At 71.3% G+C, this 21,182-nt stretch carries 18 protein-coding genes; 10 read left to right on the forward strand and 8 right to left on the reverse strand.

What is annotated here, in order from left to right; all coding sequences use genetic code 11:
- Positions 1-37: 37 nt before the first annotated feature.
- From ACIRA5_RS44970 to ACIRA5_RS44980, 3 genes are all read right to left on the reverse strand, one after another.
- The gene (locus ACIRA5_RS44970; RefSeq protein ID WP_403701826.1) at positions 38-2,296 is read right to left on the reverse strand and encodes a molybdopterin oxidoreductase family protein; all 2,259 of its coding nucleotides are present in this window, start codon (positions 2,294-2,296) and stop codon (positions 38-40) included.
- A 164-nt stretch (positions 2,297-2,460) separates the two neighbouring features.
- Positions 2,461-3,078, reverse strand: coding sequence for a TetR family transcriptional regulator (locus ACIRA5_RS44975; RefSeq protein WP_403701829.1), 618 nt, complete (start codon positions 3,076-3,078; stop codon positions 2,461-2,463).
- Positions 3,075-3,713 carry a nuclear transport factor 2 family protein gene (locus ACIRA5_RS44980; protein WP_403701831.1) on the reverse strand — a complete coding sequence of 213 codons (639 nt, stop codon included), beginning with the start codon at positions 3,711-3,713 and terminating at the stop codon, positions 3,075-3,077. The genes ACIRA5_RS44975 and ACIRA5_RS44980 overlap by 4 nt, the downstream gene beginning before the upstream one ends.
- Positions 3,714-3,914: 201 nt before the next feature.
- On the opposite strand from ACIRA5_RS44980, the gene hmgA reads away from it, so the two are divergent.
- The 3 genes from hmgA to ACIRA5_RS44995 are packed head-to-tail and all read left to right on the forward strand — an operon-like array spanning position 3,915 to position 7,265.
- Entirely contained in the window at positions 3,915-5,255 is a 1,341-nt protein-coding gene (gene hmgA / locus ACIRA5_RS44985; protein ID WP_403701833.1) for a homogentisate 1,2-dioxygenase, read from the forward strand.
- 28 nt (positions 5,256-5,283) lie between these two features.
- A complete protein-coding gene (locus ACIRA5_RS44990; protein ID WP_054231081.1) occupies positions 5,284-6,033 on the forward strand; it encodes a GntR family transcriptional regulator in 750 nt (249 codons plus the stop codon).
- 41 nt (positions 6,034-6,074) lie between these two features.
- Positions 6,075-7,265, forward strand: coding sequence for a type ISP restriction/modification enzyme (locus ACIRA5_RS44995; protein WP_403701835.1), 1,191 nt, complete (start codon positions 6,075-6,077; stop codon positions 7,263-7,265).
- 27 nt (positions 7,266-7,292) lie between these two features.
- Here ACIRA5_RS44995 and ACIRA5_RS45000 read toward each other — a convergent pair whose 3' ends face one another.
- Positions 7,293-8,006: a TetR/AcrR family transcriptional regulator gene (locus tag ACIRA5_RS45000; RefSeq protein WP_403701838.1), complete on the reverse strand. Its 714-nt coding sequence runs from the start codon at positions 8,004-8,006 to the stop codon at positions 7,293-7,295.
- A 64-nt stretch (positions 8,007-8,070) separates the two neighbouring features.
- Between ACIRA5_RS45000 and ACIRA5_RS45005 the strand changes: the two genes are divergently transcribed.
- Positions 8,071-9,039: an ATP-binding cassette domain-containing protein gene (locus ACIRA5_RS45005; protein WP_403701841.1), complete on the forward strand. Its 969-nt coding sequence runs from the start codon at positions 8,071-8,073 to the stop codon at positions 9,037-9,039.
- Positions 9,036-9,818, forward strand: a complete 783-nt coding sequence (locus ACIRA5_RS45010) for an ABC transporter permease (protein ID WP_403701844.1) — start codon at positions 9,036-9,038, stop codon at positions 9,816-9,818. The genes ACIRA5_RS45005 and ACIRA5_RS45010 overlap by 4 nt, the downstream gene beginning before the upstream one ends.
- Before the next feature lie 248 nt (positions 9,819-10,066).
- Here the strand turns inward: ACIRA5_RS45010 and ACIRA5_RS45015 are convergent, their stop codons facing one another.
- From ACIRA5_RS45015 to ACIRA5_RS45025, 3 genes are all read right to left on the reverse strand, one after another.
- On the reverse strand, positions 10,067-10,336 hold the full coding sequence (locus tag ACIRA5_RS45015; protein WP_067365075.1) for a hypothetical protein: 270 nt from the start codon (positions 10,334-10,336) through the stop codon (positions 10,067-10,069).
- Between the two features lie 115 nt (positions 10,337-10,451).
- Entirely contained in the window at positions 10,452-11,279 is an 828-nt protein-coding gene (locus ACIRA5_RS45020; RefSeq protein ID WP_403701847.1) for an anti-sigma factor domain-containing protein, read from the reverse strand.
- Positions 11,280-11,595: 316 nt separating this feature from the next.
- Complete coding sequence (locus ACIRA5_RS45025; RefSeq protein WP_352050947.1) at positions 11,596-12,138, reverse strand: sigma-70 family RNA polymerase sigma factor; 543 nt, start codon at positions 12,136-12,138, stop codon at positions 11,596-11,598.
- Between the two features lie 274 nt (positions 12,139-12,412).
- Here ACIRA5_RS45025 and ACIRA5_RS45030 point away from each other — a divergent pair, with 274 nt between their 5' ends.
- The 4 genes from ACIRA5_RS45030 to ACIRA5_RS45045 all read left to right on the forward strand — a co-directional run bounded on the left by ACIRA5_RS45030 (position 12,413) and on the right by ACIRA5_RS45045 (position 19,199).
- On the forward strand, positions 12,413-13,936 hold the full coding sequence (locus ACIRA5_RS45030) for a DUF4331 domain-containing protein (RefSeq protein WP_403701851.1): 1,524 nt from the start codon (positions 12,413-12,415) through the stop codon (positions 13,934-13,936).
- A gap of 143 nt (positions 13,937-14,079) precedes the next feature.
- Positions 14,080-15,678 carry a tetratricopeptide repeat protein gene (locus ACIRA5_RS45035; protein WP_403701853.1) on the forward strand — a complete coding sequence of 533 codons (1,599 nt, stop codon included), beginning with the start codon at positions 14,080-14,082 and terminating at the stop codon, positions 15,676-15,678.
- Between the two features lie 41 nt (positions 15,679-15,719).
- The gene (locus ACIRA5_RS45040) at positions 15,720-17,456 is read left to right on the forward strand and encodes a sulfite exporter TauE/SafE family protein (RefSeq protein WP_403702040.1); all 1,737 of its coding nucleotides are present in this window, start codon (positions 15,720-15,722) and stop codon (positions 17,454-17,456) included.
- 84 nt (positions 17,457-17,540) lie between these two features.
- Entirely contained in the window at positions 17,541-19,199 is a 1,659-nt protein-coding gene (locus ACIRA5_RS45045; RefSeq protein WP_403701856.1) for a protein kinase, read from the forward strand.
- A gap of 7 nt (positions 19,200-19,206) precedes the next feature.
- On the opposite strand, the gene ACIRA5_RS45050 is transcribed toward ACIRA5_RS45045, so the two are convergent.
- The gene (locus ACIRA5_RS45050; RefSeq protein ID WP_075027770.1) at positions 19,207-20,013 is read right to left on the reverse strand and encodes an SGNH/GDSL hydrolase family protein; all 807 of its coding nucleotides are present in this window, start codon (positions 20,011-20,013) and stop codon (positions 19,207-19,209) included.
- Between the two features lie 400 nt (positions 20,014-20,413).
- Here ACIRA5_RS45050 and ACIRA5_RS45055 point away from each other — a divergent pair, with 400 nt between their 5' ends.
- A complete protein-coding gene (locus tag ACIRA5_RS45055) occupies positions 20,414-20,842 on the forward strand; it encodes a hypothetical protein (RefSeq protein ID WP_403702043.1) in 429 nt (142 codons plus the stop codon).
- Positions 20,843-21,182: the final 340 nt, after the last annotated feature.

The following is a 21,182-nucleotide window of genomic DNA, read 5'->3' on the forward strand; positions in this document are numbered from 1 at the left end:
TCCAGGTCACAGCCTTGTCTCGGTGAGCGGAGGTCCGCTACGGGCACGCTGCGAGCTCCACCGGCACCCCGTTGAGCACCGCCGTACCCGACAGCGGGTCGAGGAGCGAGCCGTCGAGGAGCTGGTTGACGTTGACGCCCGGGTCGAGGGCCGCATGGCTCATCCGGGTGCCTGGGCGGTCGTGTCCCCAGCCGTGCGGCAGGCTCACCACCCCGCGTCGTACGGTGTCCGTGACCTCGGCCGCGGCGGTCACTTCTCCCCCGGCGCCCTTGACGCGCACGGCCGCTCCGTCGGCGAGGCCGAGGCGTGCCGCGTCCTCGGGGTGGATGTGCAGGGTGCAGCGGTTGGTGCCGCCGGTGAGGGCGGGGACGTTGTGCATCCAGCTGTTGTTGGAGCGCAGATGGCGGCGGCCGACGAGGACGATCGCCGCCGGGCGCTCGCGCAGGGCGGCGCGCAGCCGGGGAAGATCGTCGACGATCGGTGCAGGCAGCAGCTCGATCTTTCCGCTGCGCGTCTTCAGTGGCTGCGGCAGACGCGGGCGCAGCGGTCCGAGGTCGATGCCGTGCGGGTGGGCGAGCAGTTTCTCCAGGCTCAGGCCGTCAGGCCGGGCGCCGAAGCCCTCGCCGTAGGGGCCGAGGCGCAGCATCATGTCGAGCCTGCGTTCGGGTCCGCTCTCGCCGGTGAGCCGCGTGGCGAGTTCCTTCGGGTCGCGTTCGTGGACGGGTCCGTGCGGGTCCTGGACGGCCTTGCCGAGGGTGGAGTCGATGACCATGGCGTCCACTGCGGACGGGTCGGCGCCGTGCATGCCGGTGGCGGCGAGCACCAGCCGGGCGAGGATCTCGGTCTCGGCCATGCGGCCCGGTTCGAGGGGGACGGCGGGGCGGTTGTAGCGGACCTGGTTGCGTACGGCGAGGGTGTTGAAGGCGAAGTCGTGGTGGGCGCTCTGGGAGGGCGGGGGCGGCGGCAGCACGACGTCGGCGTGGCGTGCGGTCTCGTTCAGGTACGGGTCGACGCTGACCATGAAGTCGAGGGAGTCGAGGGCCTTGTCGAGGCGGTTGCCGTCGGGTGCCGACAGTACGGGGTTGGCGGCGATGGCGATGAGGGCGCGGACGGGGCTGCCCTCGGGTGTGGCGGTGTCGATCTCCTCGGCGAGTGCGGCGAGCGGGAGTTCGCCCTTGGCTTCGGGGTGGCGGCTCACCCGGCTGTGCCAGCGGCCGAGCGCGAAGCCGCGGCCGGGTCCGGCGGGGCGGGGGGTCTTGTCGGTGGCGGCCTGCGGGAAGAGGGCGCCGCCGGGGCGGTCGAGGTTGCCGGTGAGGATGTTGAGGACGTCGACGAGCCAGCTGGCGAGGGTGCCGTGCGGGACGGTGCAGCTGCCGATGCGGCCGTAGACGGCGGCGGTGGGGGCGGCGGCGAGTTCGCGGGCGAGCGCGCGGATGGTGTCGGCGTCCACGTCGCAGGCCTCGCCGGCAGCCTCGGGGGTGAAGTCCTGTACGGCGATGGCGAGTTCTTCGACGTCCTGGACGTGCGGGGCGAGGTCGCGCAGGTCGACGAGTTTCTCCTCGAAGAGGACGTACGTCATCGCGGCGAGCAGCAGGGCGTCGGTGCCGGGGCGGATGGTCACGTGGCGGTCGGCGAGTTTGGCGGTACGGGTGGTGCGCGGGTCGATGACCGTCAGGGTGCCGCCGCGGGCGCGCAGGGCCTTGAGCTTGCCGGGGAAGTCGGGGGCGGTGCACAGACTTCCGTTGGATTCCAGGGGGTTGGCGCCGATGAGGAGGAGGTGGTCGGTGTGGTCGAGGTCCGGGACCGGGATCGCGTGGGCGTCGCCGTAGAGCAGGCCGCTGGAGACGTGTTTGGGCATCTGGTCGAGCGTGGAGGCGGTGAAGACGTTGTGGGTGCGCAGTGCGGTGAGCAGGACGGGCGGGTAGAGGGCGCCGGCCATGGTGTGCACGTTCGGGTTGCCGAGGACGACGCCGAGGGCGTGGGGGCCGTACTGCTCGACGATCGGGCCGAGGCCCGCCGCGATCGCGTCGAAGGCCTCTTGCCAGGTGGCCTCGCGCAGCTCGCCGTCCGTGCGGACGAGGGGGGTGCGCAGCCGGTCGGGGTCGCCGTCGGCGGCACCGAAGGAGGCGCCCTTGGGGCAGATGAACCCCTTGCTGAAGACGTCGTCGCGGTCGCCGCGGGCACCGGTGACCCGGGTGCCCTCGATGGTGAGGGTCAGCCCGCAGGTGGCCTCGCAGAGGGGGCAGACGCGCAGGGCGGTGCGCGCCTCGGGGGTGGCGCCGGAGGTGCGGGACACGGGTCCTCCCGGAGGACGGTGGCGGCGGTGACACACGGACCGGGCCGAGCATACCGACCGGTACGGATGGGAGGGAGGGCTTTGCGGGGGTGAGGTCGGGAAATCGCGTGCCTCTCCCCCGGGTCCGCGCGCTTCAGCGGGGGGCATGAGAGCGGTGGAGCGGTTCAGTCCAGAACCCTGGCCAGATACGCGCGCAGCAGCTCCCGTGCCTCCCCGATGATCCGCTCGTCCCCGTCCGGGGCGATCCGGAAGGCCAGGTGGACCAGGCTGTCGGCGGCCTCCACAGCGACCAGGAAGGTGCGCCGCAGGTCCTCGTCGGGGGTGCGGTCGAGGTAGTCGGAGAGGAGGTCGGTGAGGCGGTCGGCGACGCGGGTGTTGGGCTCGGCGTCGCGGGTGCCGACGGGTATCTGGTTGCCGAAGTCGACGAGGGAGAAGCCGGGGGCGGTGCGCTTCATGGCGAGGTACTCGTCGAGTACGGCGTCCATGGCGGCGCGCCAGCCCTGTGCGCCGGTCGCGCGGAGGCGTTCGGTGACGCGTTCGGTGTAGCGCTCGAGGTTGCGCTGGGCGAGTGCGTCGGCCATGGCGCGCTTGTTGCCGAAGAAGCGGTAGACGGAGCCGATGGGGACGCCCGCGCGCTGGGCCACGGCCCGGGTGCTCAGGGCGTCGTAGCCGACCTCGTCGAGGAGGTCGGCACAGGCGTCGAGGATCCTGGTCAGTCGTTCGGCGCTGCGCCGCTGAACGGGCGCGCGGCGCAGCGAGGTCGCTTGGGGCACAGGCTTCATGATGCCTTTCCGCCGGGATCCGGTGAACCTCCGGTGCCGGTACGGCCCGCGACGTCGTTTCCGTTCGGTGTCGATGTCGGTGTGGAGGCGGGGGTCGACGGGGGCGGCGAGGTGGTCGTCGAGGGCTGGGTCGATGCGGCGGCCCCGGAGGCGGTGATGTCCGCCGTGCTCTCGACGGGCTTGCCGTGGACGGCCCACGCCGTGCGGTCGTCGGCGTACAGGCGCGCGGTGACGTGGTGGGTGCCGCGTGGGACCAGGTCGTCGGCGAGGTGGTACTCGGCGGTGCGCAGGGTGGCGAGGGCCCGGCCGTCCAGGGACAGCAGCGCGACGCCGCGGCCGGCCACGGCTTCCGCCTTGGCGGCGGCGGGCGAGAAGTGGAAGCGGTGGACGGTCAGGCGGACGTCCCAGCCGTCGTCGGAGGCCGGTTGGACCTCGATGGCGACCTCGGGTGCGCTCTTCTTGTCGACCTCACGGTAATGCCGTCCTTCTTTGTCCGTATCGTCCAGGATTTTGCCCACGGGTGAGGGCGACACCGCGTCCCTCCGCTCGTGCGCGGCGCCGGTGCCGCAGCCCGCCGATCCGCCGAGCAGGGCGCAGACCGCGAGCGCGGCGAGCGCTCCACGCTTCCACGACATGCCGGGGACATTAGAACAACGCTCTGACAGGCGGATCCCCCTGGAGTCGGGTTCTTGGGCCGTACCGCCAGCCCTGGGATGTACTCCGCAGTGAGGTTCCGGCGCCGCGCGTTCGTCGGCCACGCGCCTCGGTGTACCTCTTGCGCGCGAAAAAACTGAATCCTACGGTGAAGCATAGGAATCAGGCGCAAGGGAGCGATCATGAGCGGGGACGCGAGGAAGACGGCCGAGGGGCTGACCTACCTCACCGGATTCGGCAACGAACACAGCTCGGAGGCGCTCCCCGGGGCGCTGCCGCACGGCCGCAACGCGCCCCAGCGCGCCCCTCTCGGGCTGTACGCGGAGCAGCTGAGCGGTACGGCGTTCACGGAGCCGAGGGCGCACAACCGGCGTTCGTGGCTGTACCGGATCCGTCCCTCGGCCGCGCACCCTGCGTTCACGCGCACGGACAACGGGGCGCTGCGCTCGGCGCCCTTCACGGAGACCGAGCCCGACCCGAACCGGCTGCGCTGGAACCCGCTGCCGGAGCCGGCGCGGGGCACCGATTTCCTCGCGGGCCTGTGGACGCTGGGCGGCAACGGCGACGCGACCCAGCGCACCGGCATGGCCGTGCACCTGTATCACGCCGATTCCTCGATGGACCGCGTCTTCAGTGACGCCGACGGGGAGCTGCTGATCGTGCCGGAGCGGGGCGGGCTGCTGCTGCGAACCGAGTTCGGGCTGCTGCACGTGGAGCCGGGCGGGGTGGCGCTGATTCCCCGTGGGGTCCGCTTCCGGGTGGAGCTGCTGGACGCCGCGTCCGAGGGCGGACAGAGCCCGACGGTCCGCGGCTATGTGTGCGAGAACTACGGGGCGCCCTTCCAGCTGCCCGACCTCGGCCCGATCGGCGCCAACGGACTCGCCAACGCGCGGGACTTCCTCGCTCCCGTCGCCGCGTACGAGGATGTCGAGGGCCCGGTGGAGGTGGTCAACAAGTTCTGCGGCAACCTCTGGACGGCGACGTACGACCACTCGCCGCTGGATGTCGTCGCGTGGCACGGCAACCATGTGCCCTACGTCTACGACCTGCGCCGTTTCAATGTGATCGGCACGATCAGCTACGACCACCCGGATCCGTCGATCTTCACGGTGCTGACCTCGCCGAGCGACACCCCGGGCCTCGCCGGGGTCGACTTCGTGGTGTTCGCGCCGCGCTGGCTGGTGGGCGAGGACACCTTCCGGCCGCCGTACTTCCACCGGAACGTGATGAGCGAGTACATGGGGCTCATCGAGGGGGCGTACGACGCGAAGGCGGAGGGCTTTGTTCCGGGGGGCGGTTCGCTGCACAACATGATGTCGGCGCACGGGCCGGACCGGGAGACCTTCGACCGGGCCAGCGCCGCCGAGCTGCGGCCGCAGAAGATCGACGACGGGCTGGCGTTCATGTTCGAGACCCGGTGGCCGGTGACCGCCACGGCGCAGGCGGCGCACGCGGAACATCTGCAGCGCGGGTACGACGACGTGTGGCGGGGCCTCCAGCGGCACTTCGGCCCGTTGCACTGAGCGTCGGCGACCGGTACGGATATCCCTCGTGACCTCCTTCGCCCCGGACTCGATCGTCCTGAACCGCAAACTCCCGCTCTGGTACCAGGTGTCGCAGTCCCTGCGCGCCTCGATACTCGGGCGCTCGCCCCAGGAACCGCTGCGCCTGCCGACCGAGGAGCGGTTGGCGGGCCACTACGGGGTGAGTGTGCTCACCATGCGGCAGGCGCTCAAGGAGCTGGAGGACGAGGGACTGATCACCCGCCATCGGCGGCGGGGCACGTTCATCGAGCCGAGCGCGCAACGGGGCGCTCCGGTGCGGTTGCTGGGCTCGGTGGACACGATCGTCGCGCAGCAGTCGGGCATGACGACCGAGCTGCTGGACCACGGGAGCGTGCCGGTGCCGGCCGAACTCGCCGAGTACTTCCCGGATCTGGCCGAGGTGGGGACGTACCACCGGCTGCGCGGCGACGAGAAGACCGGTGAGCCGACGAACCACGCGCGCAACTACGTCCGTCCCGAACTGGCCGCGCGGATCGACCCGCAGGACCTGGTGCGCTGGCCCATGACCAAGGTGCTGCGGGACGTGGTGGGTGTGCGCATCAGCCGGATCACCGACACGGTGGAGGCGCGGCTCGCGGATCCGGAGACGGCCCGGCTGCTCCAGGTGCCGCTGCTCAGCCCGATCCTGCACTACACGGGCATCGTGCACGGCGAGGACGGCCGCGCCCTGGACGTGGCCCGCATCCACTACCGCGGTGACCGCTTCTCCTTCACGGTCACCCTCGACGCCCACTGACGATGGCGTACGAGACCGGCGCGCGGCGCCCACGTCGTACGATGCCGGGCGTGACGCACGACGACGCTCCGCTGCTCGCGGACCTCATGCCGTGGTCCGTCGCACCGCCGAGGCTGGGCCGGGGGTGGCCGACGGCGCCCGACGCGGCGTCCCTGAAGGCGCGCTGGGACACGCTGATGAAGGCCGAGGGGCCGGCCCGCGAGGCCTTGTTCGGCCCGACGCGCTCGCGCACCACGCACTCGGCCGTCGGACAGCTGCCGGGGCAGGCCGGCGGGACGGCCCGGCTGGAGCGGGAGTCGGGGCCCTGTCCGGAGCCGGTCCGCGTCCTGCACGGCCCCTTCGACGAGCAGTGGCTGATCCCGGACCACCGGCTGATCGACGCGGCGCGCCCCGAGTTGTGGCGGGTGGCCGACGAGCGGCAGGTGTTCGTGATGGAGCAGACGGCGGTGCCGGACACGTCGGGGCCGGTGCTGCTGGTCGCGTCCGTGCTGCCGCTGAGCGCCGGTCGTGGCGGCCGTGTCCGCCCCCTCCACCGGCGCCCCGGGGGCCGCGAACCGAATCTGGCGCCCGGCCTGCTGGAGCACCTCGGCACCCGCCTCGGCCACTCCCCCGACCCCGTCGACGTCCTCGCCTGGACGGTCGCGGTCGCGCGGTCGGGCCGTGACGGGTGTGCCGTCCCGCTCACCGCGGACCCGCAGGCGTGGGCGCACGGCGTCGGGTTGGGGCGCCGGATGCTGTGGCTGATGCGCCGCGACGGCGAGCGCCCCAAGCTCCCCGGGGGCCGCCGCCCCTACGTCCGCGCCCCGCTCCCGTCGCGCCCCGTCGACGTGCGCTACGACCGCGACGAGGAGGCCCTCCTCCTCGACGAGGGCCGCATCTCGCCCGTGCCGCCGGAGGCCTGGGACTTCGAGGTGGGCGGAGTGCGCGTCCTGGAGCAGTGGTTCGCGGCCAGGACCGACCCGGTGGAGCCACCCGAGCCGGGCACTCTGGAGGCGATCCGGACCGTCGGCTGGCCGCAGGCCTGGACGTCCGAGCTGCTGGAAATCGTCACGGTACTGACACTGCTCGCGGAACTCCGCCCCCAGCTGGCCGAGTTGACGACCGGCACGCCGATCACGCGGACCGAGCTGCGCGCGGCGGGTGTGCTGCCGGTTGCGAAGGCGGCGCACCGGCCCGCGTCCGTCCTCGATCATCGCGAAGAGGGCCCAGAAGGGCAGTTCGCGCTCATCTGACCCCGTAGGTCCGACAGCCCCGTAGATCTACCCCTTCGGTTCGAACGCGTCCAGCGTCCGCCTCAGCGCCCGCTCGAACACCGCCTCCAGGTCGATCGGGCCCGCGTCCTGCGTGAAGGCTGCCGCCATCCGCGGATACGCGCCGGTCGCGATCCGGCTGGAGAGGTAGGCGCTCCGCATCGCCTGCTCCTGCTCCGCGGACCAGGGCAGCGAGCGGGTGCGCTCGGCGGTGGCCAGTTCGTTGCCGACGTACGTCGTCACCACACCGTTGAGCATCGCGATCAGCTCCATCTTCGTGCCGTACGACGCGTCCAGCGGGTCGAGGCAGACGAGACAGTGCTCCAGGTAGCGCAGGGCGTTGGGGCTGAAGCCGTAGACCGGGGACATCAGGCGCGGCAGCCACGGGTGGCGGTGCATGAGGGCACGGGTCTGATGGGCGACCCGGAGCATGTCGGCGCGCCAGTCGCCCGTCGGCTCCCAGGAGTCGTGCTCACCGCTGATGGCGTCAACCATCAGCTCGTACAGGTCCTCCTTGCGCGGGACGTAGTTGTACAGCGACATCGTGCCGCAGCCCAGCTCGGTGGCCACATGCCGCATCGAGACCGCGTCGAGCCCGTCCGCGTCCGCGATCCGCACCGCGGCGGCCGCGATGTCCGCCCGGCTGTAGGCCGCCCGCGGACCACGGCCCGCGCGCTCGGGGCGGGCCCAGATCACTTCGGGTACGGCACTGCGCCCTGTCATGTCGTCGATCACCTCGCCACCATCCTAGTTACGTACAGCGTACGTAGTGCGCTATGGTCGCCCCATGACAACTACGTACGCCGTACTCAGTGAAGGTCTGGAGAAGAGCTTCACAGCCAAGGGGGAGGTCGTCCACGCGGTGCGCGGGCTCGATCTCGCGGTGGCCGAGGGCACCGTCTGCGGGGTGCTCGGACCGAACGGCACGGGCAAGACCACGGCGGTGCGCCTGCTCACCACGCTGCTGCGGCCCGACGCGGGGTCCGCGCGGGTCGCCGGGCACGACCTCGTACGGGAGGCGGCCGCGGTGCGCGGCGCCATCGGGGTCACCGGGCAGTACGCCTCCGTCGACGGCGACCTCACCGGCCGGGAGAACCTGCGGCTGTTCGCTCGGCTGCACCGGATGCGGGACGCTCCCACGCGCGCCGGCGAACTCCTCGAACGCTTCGGGCTCGCCGAGGCCGCCGACCGGCCCGCGTCCACCTACTCGGGCGGTATGCGGCGCCGCCTCGACCTCGCGGCGAGCCTGATCCGCCGCCCCGAGGTGCTCTTCCTCGACGAACCCACCACCGGGCTCGATCCGGCCAGCCGCAACCAGATCTGGGACGCCGTGCGCGCCCTGCGGGGCGAGGGCACGACCGTGGTGCTGACCACGCAGTACCTGGAGGAGGCCGACCGGCTCGCCGACGACATCGCGCTCGTGGACCACGGCCGGGTCGCGCACACCGGATCACCCGCCGAACTCAAGGCGCTCATCGGCTCGTACGCGGAGGTCGTCGTCGCGCACGCCGACGCGATGCCCGGCGCGGCGGCCGTCCTCGACCGGCTCACCGGCTCCGAACCGGCGTTCGCCCCCGAGCGGCACGCGGTCGGGGCGGTGACCACCGATCCGACACTGACCCTGCCCCGGCTCGTCCGTGAGCTCGACGCCGCGGGGGTGCCACTGCTCGACGCGAGCCTGCGTCCGCCGACGCTCGACGACGTCTTCCTGCGCCTCACCGGAGGCCGCACCGACCGCAAGGAGCTTGTGACATGAGCACGTTGGCGTACGACGGGACCGCGATGCTGGGGCGCCACCTGCGGCGGATCCGGCACAATCCCGGGCTGCTGATCCTCACCCAGTCCATGCCGATCACGATGCTGCTGTTCTTCGGCTATGTCTTCGGCAGCGCCCTCGCGACACCCGGACAGGAGTACCGCGCCTTCCTGCTGCCGGGACTGCTGGTGGCGACCGCCGCCAACGGAATCATGACCGGCATGTTCCAGGCCGCCCAGGACGCGCACCGGGGCGTGATGGACCGCTTCCGCACCCTGCCGATGAGCCGGGCCGCCGTGCCGCTCGGACAGGCGCTCGCGGACCTCGTGGTCACCGCCGTGGGCACGGTGCCGCTGATGCTGGTCGGGCTGGCCGTGGGCTGGCGGATCGAGGGGTCGGCACTCCGGGCGGTGGCCGGCGTCGGACTCCTGCTGCTCTTCCGGTTCGCGACGACATGGATCGGCATCGTGCTGGGGCTCGCCTCACAGAGCGAGGAGGCGGCCGGGCAACTGGGCGGCGCGACGTTCATCCTGCCGCTGCTGTCGAACGCGTACATCCCCACCGACAACCTGCCCGGCTGGCTGCGCACGGTGGCCGAGTGGAATCCGATCAGCGCGGTGACCACGGCACTGCGGGACCTCTTCGGGAACGCACCGGTGCCGGACGAGGGGGCCTGGCCGGTGACGCATCCGGTGGCCGGGGCGCTGACCTGGTGCGCCGTCATTCTCGCGGTGTTCGTGCCGCTCGCCGTACGCCGGTACGCGACCGGGACGCGATGAACCCCAACGGGGGCTCGGCCATCCGGGGTTGACGACGGCCGAGGGCCAGGACAAAGGGGAGACAGAAACCGCCGCGCGCCGCCGGGTGGGAACGAGGCGCACAAAAAGACGAACGGGGGTGCACCCGCGCTCCGAGAACACACCGGGGCGGCGCTGCGTGCCGTGGGGACGACGGGCGGCGAGAACGCAGCGCTTACGCCGGGGCGGTGTGGTCGCCCGAGCGCGGGTTCGAGTACCGCGCGACCGTACTAGTGGCCGCCGAACAGCGAACGACGCAGCCGCTTCAGAGGGGCGAAGAGCGAGACCCGCCGTACGCGCGCGCTCCTCCCACTGCTGTCGTGCGCGGTGTCACGCGCGGTGAGCTCACGCATCAGCGAAGTCGCCTCGGCCGTCTCGCGCTGCGGGACGGCAGGGCCGCCCAGCACCGCCAGATGGCGGTCGAGGCGCGAACTGGTCGCGCTGCTCCCGCAGGTGATCGCAGGGACACGTGCCCTGCTGCGCACTGTTATCTGTTCCATGTCTCTCCCCACCCGTACGAGTCCACCCGGCCCGGGCAGGCTAACCCTATCGCTCCCGCGTGGCACTCGTGTATCGCGGTGGCAGGATTCACCTTCCCCGTAAGGGTGTTGACGGTTACTCTCCGAATCCAACCGATTTCAGGGCGAGTTGCGCAACTGGCGTGGTGGTGGGCTGTGCCGAGCCCCCCTGAGGCTCGACGGTGACAGCGAGTGACGTGGCGTTGGTGTTCAGTCCGTCGGCGATCAAGGGCGTGTCGCCCTCGAAGAGCCCGAGGGAGCGCGGTTGCACGTTGGGGCGCATGAGCCACAACTGGTGCACGCGCCCCCCTGACGGAGTGGCAAGTCCGCTCAAGGTCACGACGGCGCGCCGCTCCGAAGCGGAGGCAACCACTCCGATTCCACTGCCCTGTGAATCCCGGTCACTCGTCGCACGGGCGTCGGGGGCCGCCAGAACGTGGGCGATCTCACGTGCCTGGGCCCGCTCCTGGTCCAGCTTGTCCTGGGTCTGTGTCGCCTGCACCGCGAAGAGGGCCGCCACGACGAGCGCCGCGGCGGCGGTGGCGGTGGAGAGCGGGGCGAGCAGCGACCGGAAGCGCGGAGTCCGGCCGCGCGCCGCGGGCCCGTGCGCCGCGCGCCCACGGGGAACTCCGTTCGGCAACGCCTGCGACGGGTGGGCGGGGTGCGACGGGTCCGGCGCCTCTTGAGGAGTCGTGCGTACGGCGGTCAGGACCCGGTCGCGCAGGGCGGCCGGGGCGGGTGCCGTGGTGGACCAGGCGAGCCGCACCGCGTCCTCGCCCAGCTCCCGCACCTCGGCCGCGCACCGGGGGCAGCCCTGCAGATGACGCTCGAACCGACGGCGTTCGTCGGGTTCCAACGCGTCGAGGGCGTAGGGGGCGGCGAGCGAGTGCAGATCGCGGCGCAGCAGACGGTCGAGGACGCTCATACGACGCCTCCCTGGGGGTGCGGGGCGCGGCTGGGCGGTTCCAGGGCGCGGATACGGGGGTGTCGGGAGCCGGGGGGAAGGCGCCGAGGGTGTGGAGCACGGCCCTGGCGGGCGAACTCGGGGTCCGGCGCGGCAGGCCGGGAGATGAACTCTTGATCCGGCGCGGCGGACTGACGGGCGAACTCTTGATCCGGCGCCGCGGACTGACGGGCGAACTCTCGCTCCGGCGCCGCGGACTGACGGGCGAACTCTCGCTCCGGCGCCGCAGGCTGACGGGCCGGCGCGCCGTACCCGTGGCGCGGTGTCCGACGCGCGCTCATGCCACACCTCCCAGGCAGTGGCGCAACCGTGTCAGTCCGTCGCGCATACGTGTCTTGACCGTGCCGAGCGGCAGGGAGAGGCGTTCGGCGACTTCGCGATAGGTGTAGCCGTCGTAGTAGGCGAGGGTGACGGACTGACGTTGCAAAGTGGTCAGCCGCTCCAGGCAGCGGCGCACCCACTCGCGTTCGAGCCCGGCCTCCACCTCCTCGGCGACCTGGTCGAAGGCGGGATGATGGGCGCGCTGCCCCTCGCGCTGCTCGCGTTCGGTGGCCGCGCGGGCGCTGCGGACTCGGTCGACGGCCCGGCGGTGCGCGAGGGTGAGGATCCAGGACAGGGCACTGCCCCGGCCGGGGTCGAACCGCGCGGCGGAGCGCCAGAGTTCGAGCAACACCTCCTGGGCCACCTCCTCCGACTGGGCCGCGTCCCGCACCACACGGCGCACGAGTCCGAACACGGGCCCGGACACCTGCCCGTACAGCTCCTCGAATGCCTTCTGGTCGCCTCCGGCCACGAGCACCAGAAGTTCGTCCGCCTCCACTCGTTCCCCCCTCTCCGGCCGCGCGCGGCCTGTCCCTGCACCTACATGTTCGCAGCGCGAGTGCCTCCGGATGGGTTACGGATCACGACCGTCAAAACGCGGGTCGGTTGCCAAAGAGTGATGAGGGGTCTCTGAGAACGTCGTGAAAGAAACCGGCCCGACGATGAAACGAGCCGCGAAACCCGCCGTAAGAACGTTTGGGATTCGACCAATCCACCCCGGCGACCGCTCCGAATGGCGTGCGTCAGGCAATTGGGAACTGAGGACGGACGGCATGACACCTATCTCCAGGAGTGGCTTGGGACGCAGGAGTCTCGCGACCCTCGTCTGCGGTGCGCTGGCTGCCGGGGGGCTCGTAGCCGCCGGCGTAGCCGCGCTGGACCCCGGGGCGGCCTCCGCCTCCAGTCACCGGGAGGCCCCGCTCATCTCGGGCACTCCCCAGTACGACAACACCGACCTGTACGCCTTCGTCAGCCCGGACAAGCCGGACACAACGACGGTCATCGCGAACTTCATACCCTTCGAGGAGCCGGCCGGCGGGCCGAACTTCTACACGTTCGCCGACGACGCCCAGTACGACATCCACATCGACAACAACGGTGACGCGCAGAGCGAGCTGGTGTACCGGTACACCTTCAAGACGCACCGCAAGAACGGCGACACGTTCCTCTACAACACGGGCCCGGTCAACAGCCTCGACGACCCGGACCTGAACATCACGCAGACCTACGACATCGATCTGCTGCGACTGCACAACCAGAAGCTGGTCTCCAAGACGAAGGTCGCGGACGACATCCCGGTCGCGCCGTCGAACGTCGGCAAGGCGTCGATGCCGGACTACACGAAGCTGCGCAACCAGGCCGTGTACAAGCTCGCGGGCGACTCGACGACCTTCGCCGGCCAGGCGGACGACCCGTTCTTCGCCGATCTGCGGGTCTTCGACCTGCTGTACGGCGGCAACCTGTCCGAGGTCGGGCGTGACACGCTCAAGGGCTACAACGTCAACACACTGGCCCTGCAGGTGCCCAACTACATGATCCAGGAGTCGTCGCACCAGCCGATCGTCGGCATCTGGTCCACCGTGCAGCGCAAGGACGCCCGCGGCTACTACACGCAGGTCTCGCGCCTGGGCAGCCCGCTGGTCAACGAGGTCGTCAACCCGCAGAAGGACAAGGACAAGTTCAACGCGTCCGATCCCTACTACGACGCGCAGTTCCTGAAGAACGTGACCAACCCGGAGCTGCCCAAGCTCATCGAGGGGATCTACAAGATCAAGGCGCCGGCCGAGCCGCGCAACGACCTGGTCGACGTGTTCCTGAAGGGCGTGAAGGGCCTCAACCAGCCGCCCAAGGTGCGCCCGGCGGAGGAGCTGCGACTCAACACCTCGATCAAGCCCAGCATGCACCCCAAGCGGCTCGGTGTGCTCGACGGCGACAACGCGGGCTTCCCGAACGGGCGTCGGCTCGCCGACGACGTGATCGACGCTTCGCTGCGGGTCGTCGAGGGCGAGCTCCTCGGCCAGAAGACCGGTCTGTCGGACTCGGTCGACAAGAACGACAAGAGCTTCGAGAAGTCGTTCCCCTACGTGGCCGAGCCCACCTCGGGTTCACGCGGACCGCTGGCGAAGGGCGCCGGAAGCAACGTCAAGAACCAGCTGGGTGACGCCCTGCAGACGGGCTCCGGCAGCACGAACATCATGCTGATCGCGGGCTCCGCGGCGGCGGGCGTGGCCGGGGTCCTGCTGATCGGCGCCGGCGTCATGTGGTGGCGCCGCCGCATGTACAACCGGGCCTACTGACCGGCCCTGACGACCGGGCCCCTTGACCGGGCCCGGTCCACCGACTGGCGCGGCCCCCCCCCCCCCCCCCCCCCCCCCCCCCGCCCCCCCCCCCGCCCCACCCCCACGACGACCGTTCACCCCAAGGACTTTGAGGAGAGGGCATGTCCCCGCGTACGAACGAGAGCGCGCCGGAGGGCGAGCCCGACGAGGTGACGACGGCCGACCCACAGCCTCCGCACGACGCTTCCGAGCCCGCGCCCGAGCCCGAAGCCGAGCTGCCGGTGGCCGAGGATCACTTGCCCGAACCCGAAGCCGAGTCGCCCGTGCCCGAAGACCACGTGTCCGTGGCGGAAGACCAGCCGCCCGTGGCCGAAAGCCAGCCGCCCGTGGCCGATGAACGCGTCGCCGCCGTCCGGCGGGTATCCGCCTCGACACGTCGCTGGCGGGCGGTCCAACTCGGCCTCTGTGCGGCCTCGTTGGCCCTCGCTCTCACCGCCGGGGCCGTGATCGTCGGAGCTCTGCGGGACGGCTCGGGCACCGCGGTCGCCGCCACCACCGGCGCCGTGTCACCGGAGTTGCTGGCCGGCGGGAACCTCGACGCCAGCATCACCTCGCTGCAGGCCCATCTCCGCACCCAGCCCAAGGACTTCGACAGCTGGGCCACCCTCGGACTCGCCTACGTCGAGCAGGCCCGCACCAAGGGCGACCCCTCCCGCTACCCGCAGGCGCAGCAGGCACTGGACCGCTCCCTGAAGCTGCGTCCCGACAACGAGTCGGCGCTCGCCGGCCGTGCCGCCCTCGCCGCGGCGCGGCACGACTTCACCGGCGCCCTGACCTACGCGGACAAGGTGCTGAAGGAGAACCCGTACAGCGAGCGCGCCCTCTCCTCCCGTATCGACGCGCTCGTCGAACTCGGCCGCTACGCCGACGCCTCGAAGGCCGCCGACCTGGCCGACTCGCGCCGACCGGGCGTCCCCGTCTTCACCCGGTACGCCTACGTCCACGAGCTGCGCGGCGATGTGAAGACCGCCCGCCGCGTCCTTCAGCAGGCACTCGACACGGCGACGAGCCGGGGCGACGTCTCGTACGTGGCGGCGGCGCTCGGCCAACTCGCCTGGAACCAGGGCGACTACGACTCCGCGCTGAAGTACTACGCCCGAGCCCTGGCCGCCGACGACAGTTACCTCCCCGCCCTTGAGGGCCGTGCCCGCGCCCAGGCCGCGCTGGGCGACCAGGCGGCGGCGATCAAGGGCATGGAACAGGTCGTGGAGCGCTATCCGCTCCCCCAACCGCTCGTCGAACTGGGTGAGTTGTACGAGGCGCGCGGCCGGGCCGGCGACGCGCAGAAGGCCCGCGACCAGTACGCCCTGGTGACCGCCTGGGTCTCGCTGGCCCACTCCTACGGTGTCAACGCCGACCTGGACACCGCCCTCGCCGCCGCCGACCACGGCAACCGGGGGGACGCGCTCAAGGCGGCCCGCGCCGAGTGGGCACGCCGCCACACCGTGCACACGGCGGACGCGCTCGCCTGGGCGCTGCACGTCAACGGCCGCGACAAGGAAGCTCTGCCGTACGCCCGCCAGGCCACGGCCACCGGCTACCGCAACGCGTCCTTCCTCTACCACCGCGGCATGATCGAGCGCGCCACCGGTCATGAGAAGGAGGCCCGCGCCTCGCTGAAGTCGGCCCTCGACCTGAACGCGGGCTTCTCACCCCTGGGCGCCCGTGCGGCCCGCAAGGCTCTGGGGGAGGCCAAGTGAAGCCCCTTCGCACGCGCGGCCGGCGGGCGAAGTCCCCGAGGGTGAGGTCGCGTCGGCTGTTCGCCTCCTGCGCGGCCGTCCTCACCGCCGCCTGCGCCCTCGTCCTCGTCCCCACCGGGGCCGCGAGCGCGCATCCGCTCGGCAACTTCACCGTCAACCGGTACGACGGACTCGTCGCCGCTCCCGGACAGCTGCGCGTCGACCACGTCGAGGACCTCGCCGAGATCCCGGCCACCCAGGCGAAGCCCGACCTCGACAAGCTCGGTATGACGGACTGGGCCCGGCAGCGCTGCGAGACGGCCGCGCACGGCAGCAAGGTCACCGTCGACGGACATCCGGCCGCGCTCTCCGTCGCCACGAGCCGGGCGAAGCTGCGCCCCGGACAGGCCGGGCTCAACACCCTGCGGGTGGAGTGCCGGTTGACGGCCGCGCTGCCCGAGCAGGGCACGGTCTCGCTCGGCTTCCACAGCGCCGGTGCCGACCGGGGACCCGGCTGGCGCGAGATCACCGCGCGCGGCGACCGGATGACGCTGACCGCCTCGGACGTACCGACCAAGTCGGTGTCGCACGAACTGACCAGTTACCCCAAGGCACTGCTCTCCTCCCCCGCCGACACCGCGACCGCGTCCCTGCGGACTCGCCCCGGCGGCCCCGCCCTCGTCGAGGAGCGGTCGCAGGCCCCCGGGGCCTCCATACTGCCCCGGGGCGCCGACCGCTGGACCGAGGCGCTGAACAACCTGGTGGCCCGCCACCACCTCACCGTCGGCTTCGCCGCGCTGGCCCTGCTCATCTCCGTGTTCCTGGGCGCGATGCACGCGCTCGCGCCCGGTCACGGCAAGACCCTGATGGCCGCGACGGCCGCGGCGCGCGGCGGCAGGGCGGGGCTGCGGGACGTGCTGCCGCTGGCCGCCTCCGTCACGGTCACCCACACCCTGGGTGTGGTCGCCCTCGGTCTCCTGGTGACGGCCGGCTCGGCCGCGGCGCCCTCCGTGATCGCGTGGCTCGGCATCGCCAGCGGCGTCCTGGTGACCTTCGCGGGTGCCACGCTCGTACGCCGGGCCTGGCGCAACCGGCCGCGGCGACCCGGAGTTGAGCACGCCCACGACCACGCCCACGGACACGCGCACGACCACGACCACGACCACCACGCGCACAGCCACGCCGACGAGCACGAGCACGGCCGCGAGCACGGCCACGAGCATGCGGAAGAGCGCGAACGCCCCCTGGTCCTCGCCCACGCCCACGCTTCCGCCGCGACGGCAACGACGGACAGCAGGCCGCACCCACACGGGCACGAGAGCGGACATACCCACGACCACGCCCATGGCCACCACCACGACCACGCGCACCCCCACCCCCACTCGCACGACCCCGCCGTCTCCCCCACCCTCGAACACACCCACGGCGGCTTCACCCACACCCACGAGGTGGCCCCCACTCTCCGCGGGACGATCCTGCTCGGATTCGCCGGCGGACTCGTGCCCAGCCCCTCCGCCGTGGTCGTCCTGGTGGGCGCGGCGGCGCTGGGACAGGCGTGGTTCGGCCTACTTCTCGTTCTGGCGTACGGCGTCGGTCTCGCCCTGACGCTCACGGCGGCCGGGTTCGCCGTCGTCAAGCTGGGCGACGGGATGAACCGGGCGCTGGCGAAGCGTCCCCGGTGGGCAGGGGGACCGAAGGCGGCCCTGATCCGCAGGACCGCCCCCCTGGGCTCGGCGTTGATCGTCGTCGCTCTTGGGGCTGGATTGGTGTTCAAGGGGGCGGCATTCGCACTCGGCTGAGCTACTTTTGTGGGGAAATCACGCGAAGAGACATCGCGAAGAGACATCACGCGGATGCACAGCGGATACGAATGGGGGACACCCGTGTCCGAAGAGCCGGGCAGTGAACGTGTGATCGCGGGCCGCTACCGCCTCCTCTCCCCCTTGGGCGAGGGCGGTATGGGGACCGTGTGGCGCGCCCGTGACGAAGTGCTGCACCGCGAGGTCGCCGTCAAGGAGGTCCGTGCGCCCGCCGGGATCCCGGCGCACGACGTGGAGCGGATGTACGCCCGGCTGGAGCGCGAGGCGTGGGCCGCGGCCCGGGTCGCGAACCGCAATGTGGTGACGGTGTACGACGTGGCGACGCAGGACGGCCGCCCCTGGATCGTCATGGAACTCGTCCGTGGCATCGCCCTGTCCGACCTGCTGGACTCCGAGGGCCCGCAGTCGCCGCAGCGCGCCGCCGACATCGGCGCCGAGGTGCTCTCCGCCCTGCGGGCCGCGCACGAGGCCGGGGTGCTGCACCGCGATGTGAAGCCGGCGAACGTGCTGCTGTCGAACGAGGGCCGGGTCGTCCTCACGGACTTCGGTATCGCGACGGTCGAGGGCAGTTCGGCGCTGACGATGACGGGCGAGGTCATCGGTTCGCCCGAGTTCCTCGCCCCGGAGCGGGCGCTCGGCCGTACGCCCGGGCCCGAGTCCGACCTGTGGTCGCTCGGCGTCCTGTTGTACGCGACGGTCGAGGGCAACTCGCCCTTCCGTCACAACACCCCGCTGAGCACTCTGCGGGCCATCGTCGACGAGCCGCTGCCGCCGCCGCGCCGCGCGGGGCCGCTCGCGCCCGTGATCGAGGGTCTGCTGAGGAAGGACCCGGCCGAGCGGCTGAGCGCCGCGCAGGCGGAGAGCGATCTGCGGCTCGTCGCCGCGGGCGGCTTCCCGGCCGCGGGACCGCCGTCGCCGACCACCCAGTCGCCGACGATCTCCTCGTTCTCCCAGCCCGCACAGCCGCCGCCGGGATTCGGACCTCCCACGCAGCAGTCCCGGACCTCTCCACAGGGACCGCAGCCGGGTTACACGCCGTATCCGCCGCACACCGACACCCCCACTTCCACGGAGCCCGTACGCAACCGGCGCGCGGCCGCCGCCGTGATCGCGGGCGTGATCGCGCTCGCGCTCGCCCTGGGCGGACTGACGTACGCCTTGGTCAACCGTGACAACGGCGGCGGGAGCAGCAACGACAGCAGCAGCGGGAGTGGCACCAAGAGCGGTTCCGGCGGCGGGAGTTCGCCGTCCGCGAGCAGCAGCAAGGGCAACACGGCCGCCCCGGGCGGCTCCACGCCCTCGGCCAGTCCGTCGAGCAGCGCTCGTACGAGCTCGCCGCCGGCCCAGTCCGTGCAGGTGACGGTCGCGGGTGCGCACACCGACTACTCCGGTTCCTGCCCGCCGCCCCAGGCGCAGGCGCCGACCTTCACGGCGACCTTCACGGTGGGCCGTGTACCGGTGGACGTCCAGTACCGCTGGGTGTTGAAGACGGGCGAGGTGTCCGAACCGGGCTGGAAGACCCTGTCGTTCTCGTCGGACGGTGGCAGGACCAAACAGAAGTCGATCTTCTTGACGACGTACAACGCGAGCGGGATCTTCCAGAACGAGATCAGCGTGGAGGTGCGCAGCCCCGTCCGGACGACGTCCAACTCGGTGCCGTTCTCGGTGACGTGTGTGACGGAGACCCCGTCGGACGAGGCCTCCGCTTCCACGTCTCCGTGAGGGGCGGTCAGGCTGCCGAGGTGAAGACCGGCAGATAGCCGCCGGAGTGGCCGGCCGCGGTGGGGTGGTACGACTCGGTGATGTTCAGCAGGTTCAGGCTGTGCAGCCAGGCGCTGCCGGAGCAGAGCTCGTGACCGGTGAAGGTGCTCCTGACGTCGCCGAAGGTGAAGCCGTGGTCGGCGGCGCGCTTGGCGATGGCGCTGTCCAGGTAGTCGGCGGCGCCGTTGATCGCGGCGCGCTTGGTGTCGGAGAGGCCGAGGCAGGTCGCGCCCAGTTTGTAGAACCTGGGGTAGCCGAGGACGACCACATGGGCGGCGGGCGCCTTCGAGCTGATCGCGGAGTAGACGGAGTCGAGTTGGCCGGGGAGCGTGGAGTCGACGTAGGCCTTGGCGGTGGCGATGCGGGACAGGCAGCCGCTGTCGGACTGGAGCACGCACGTCGTCATGACGTCCGCGAAGCCCGCGTCGTTTCCGCCGATGCTGAGGGAGACGAGGCCGGTGGAGGAGCTGAGCGGGCCCAGCTGGTTCGCCAGGACATCACCCGTACGGGCGCCCGAGCAGGCCGTGAAGTCGAACGACGACGGTGAATGGGCGGCGGCCCAGAGGTAGGGGTACGCCTTGGTGCTGCGCAAGCAGTCGCCGCTGGAGCTGATGTAGCTGCCCGCGCCGACACCGGACGAGTAGGAGTCACCGAGGGCCACATAGCCGGTGGCCGCGACGGTTCCGGACGCCTGCGCCGTCGCGGCCCCGGTGAGGGCGACGCCGACGGCGAGGAGGAGTGAGGTCACGTATGCCGTAATTCGGGAACGTCTCATGGAACCTCCCTTTAGCAGGATCTCTGCCACAACTGTCGTAGCAGCTACGCGTGTTGACAGGAAGTGTCCATGCCAAGACTTTTCGACCCCTACGGCCATCGCCCACTGTTTTGACGGGCCGTCAACTCCTTTGCATCGAAGCCTGGATGACCGCCCCACACCGTGCACTCATACGGGTCGCGCCGAAGATCACCCCGCGCGACGCCCCAACCCGCCCGCCCCACAACGCGTGTTCCCCAGAAGCGGCCGGCGCCTGCGGGGAACACGCGGTGAACACTCGCGCTCCATGTTTGAAGTCGACCAAGAAGGCCCCATGAGTGCCCACCGCGCCTTGACGGCCCCCAGCCCGCTGCGCGACATTGAAGCCCGGCATCCGGCGCTTCAGGGGGCAAAGTCGCCCATGCAGACCATAGGCATCAAGTCACCTTCATCAGACAGTGACAAGCGGTCGGGACAGGATCCGGGGAGGGACCTGGTCCCGCTGCTCGCGGGCATGGCGGTGGCCGTCGCGGGGGTCGGCGCGGTACTCGCGCTCGCCGACGTGGACTCTTCGCTGCGCGGCCCGTTCACGCTCTTCTTCCTGCTCGCCGCACCAGGAGCCGCCATCGGGGCCGCGCTGCGCGGGCTGGATCCCTTCGCCCGCACGGTGACGTCCGTCGCGGGAGCGATCGCCGTCGACCTCCTCGTCGCCCAGGGCATGCTGGCGGTGCACCGATGGTCGGTCCATGGCGGAATCGTGGCCGTGACGGCGATCAGCTCTCTTGTTCTCCTCCTGGTGGTGGCACGACGACTGCGCAAGCGGACGGGGAAAATCCGTTCGATTCGTTAGGTAACGGCCAAACCAACAAAAACGTGAGACGTCGTTCCAGGCCTTGCCATATGGACGCAATCGTCAATACCGTCATACATCTCACCCGCATCGGACCATCACGCACATGCGATCTAGGGGAGGGCTCAAGATCGCGAAGAGGGTCCGGCGCGGGGCGCGGTAGGGGGGTGCCGTGCTCGGTGACCACACTTGTGCCGAGTCGTGCCGCGCGACCGGTTTCCGCATCCGGAATTCCGTCCTCGGGGTTCCGTCTTCGGACTTCCGCCTTCGGAATCGGCCAGCTTTGCCAGCTCACCCGGCATGCACGGAGATCCATTTCGTCATGCCGTAAGTGAGAACC

The organism is Streptomyces sp. NPDC096311 (genome assembly GCF_044763085.1).
In the GTDB taxonomy this organism is placed as follows: domain Bacteria; phylum Actinomycetota; class Actinomycetes; order Streptomycetales; family Streptomycetaceae; genus Streptomyces.

Bases quoted from the DNA above. Each gene is read 5' to 3' on its own strand.
- ACIRA5_RS44975 (WP_403701829.1), bottom strand. From the start codon at position 3,078: ATGAAGCCTGTGCCCCAAGCGACCTCGCTGCGCCGCGCGCCCGTTCAG.
- ACIRA5_RS44980 (WP_403701831.1), bottom strand. From the start codon at position 3,713: ATGTCGTGGAAGCGTGGAGCGCTCGCCGCGCTCGCGGTCTGCGCCCTG.
- hmgA (WP_403701833.1), top strand. From the start codon at position 3,915: ATGAGCGGGGACGCGAGGAAGACGGCCGAGGGGCTGACCTACCTCACC.
- ACIRA5_RS44995 (WP_403701835.1), top strand. From the start codon at position 6,075: ATGCCGGGCGTGACGCACGACGACGCTCCGCTGCTCGCGGACCTCATG.
- ACIRA5_RS45000 (WP_403701838.1), bottom strand. From the start codon at position 8,006: ATGACAGGGCGCAGTGCCGTACCCGAAGTGATCTGGGCCCGCCCCGAG.
- ACIRA5_RS45005 (WP_403701841.1), top strand. From the start codon at position 8,071: ATGACAACTACGTACGCCGTACTCAGTGAAGGTCTGGAGAAGAGCTTC.
- ACIRA5_RS45010 (WP_403701844.1), top strand. From the start codon at position 9,036: ATGAGCACGTTGGCGTACGACGGGACCGCGATGCTGGGGCGCCACCTG.
- ACIRA5_RS45015 (WP_067365075.1), bottom strand. From the start codon at position 10,336: ATGGAACAGATAACAGTGCGCAGCAGGGCACGTGTCCCTGCGATCACC.
- ACIRA5_RS45020 (WP_403701847.1), bottom strand. From the start codon at position 11,279: ATGAGCGTCCTCGACCGTCTGCTGCGCCGCGATCTGCACTCGCTCGCC.
- ACIRA5_RS45030 (WP_403701851.1), top strand. From the start codon at position 12,413: ATGACACCTATCTCCAGGAGTGGCTTGGGACGCAGGAGTCTCGCGACC.
- ACIRA5_RS45035 (WP_403701853.1), top strand. From the start codon at position 14,080: ATGTCCCCGCGTACGAACGAGAGCGCGCCGGAGGGCGAGCCCGACGAG.
- ACIRA5_RS45050 (WP_075027770.1), bottom strand. From the start codon at position 20,013: ATGAGACGTTCCCGAATTACGGCATACGTGACCTCACTCCTCCTCGCC.
- ACIRA5_RS45055 (WP_403702043.1), top strand. From the start codon at position 20,414: ATGCAGACCATAGGCATCAAGTCACCTTCATCAGACAGTGACAAGCGG.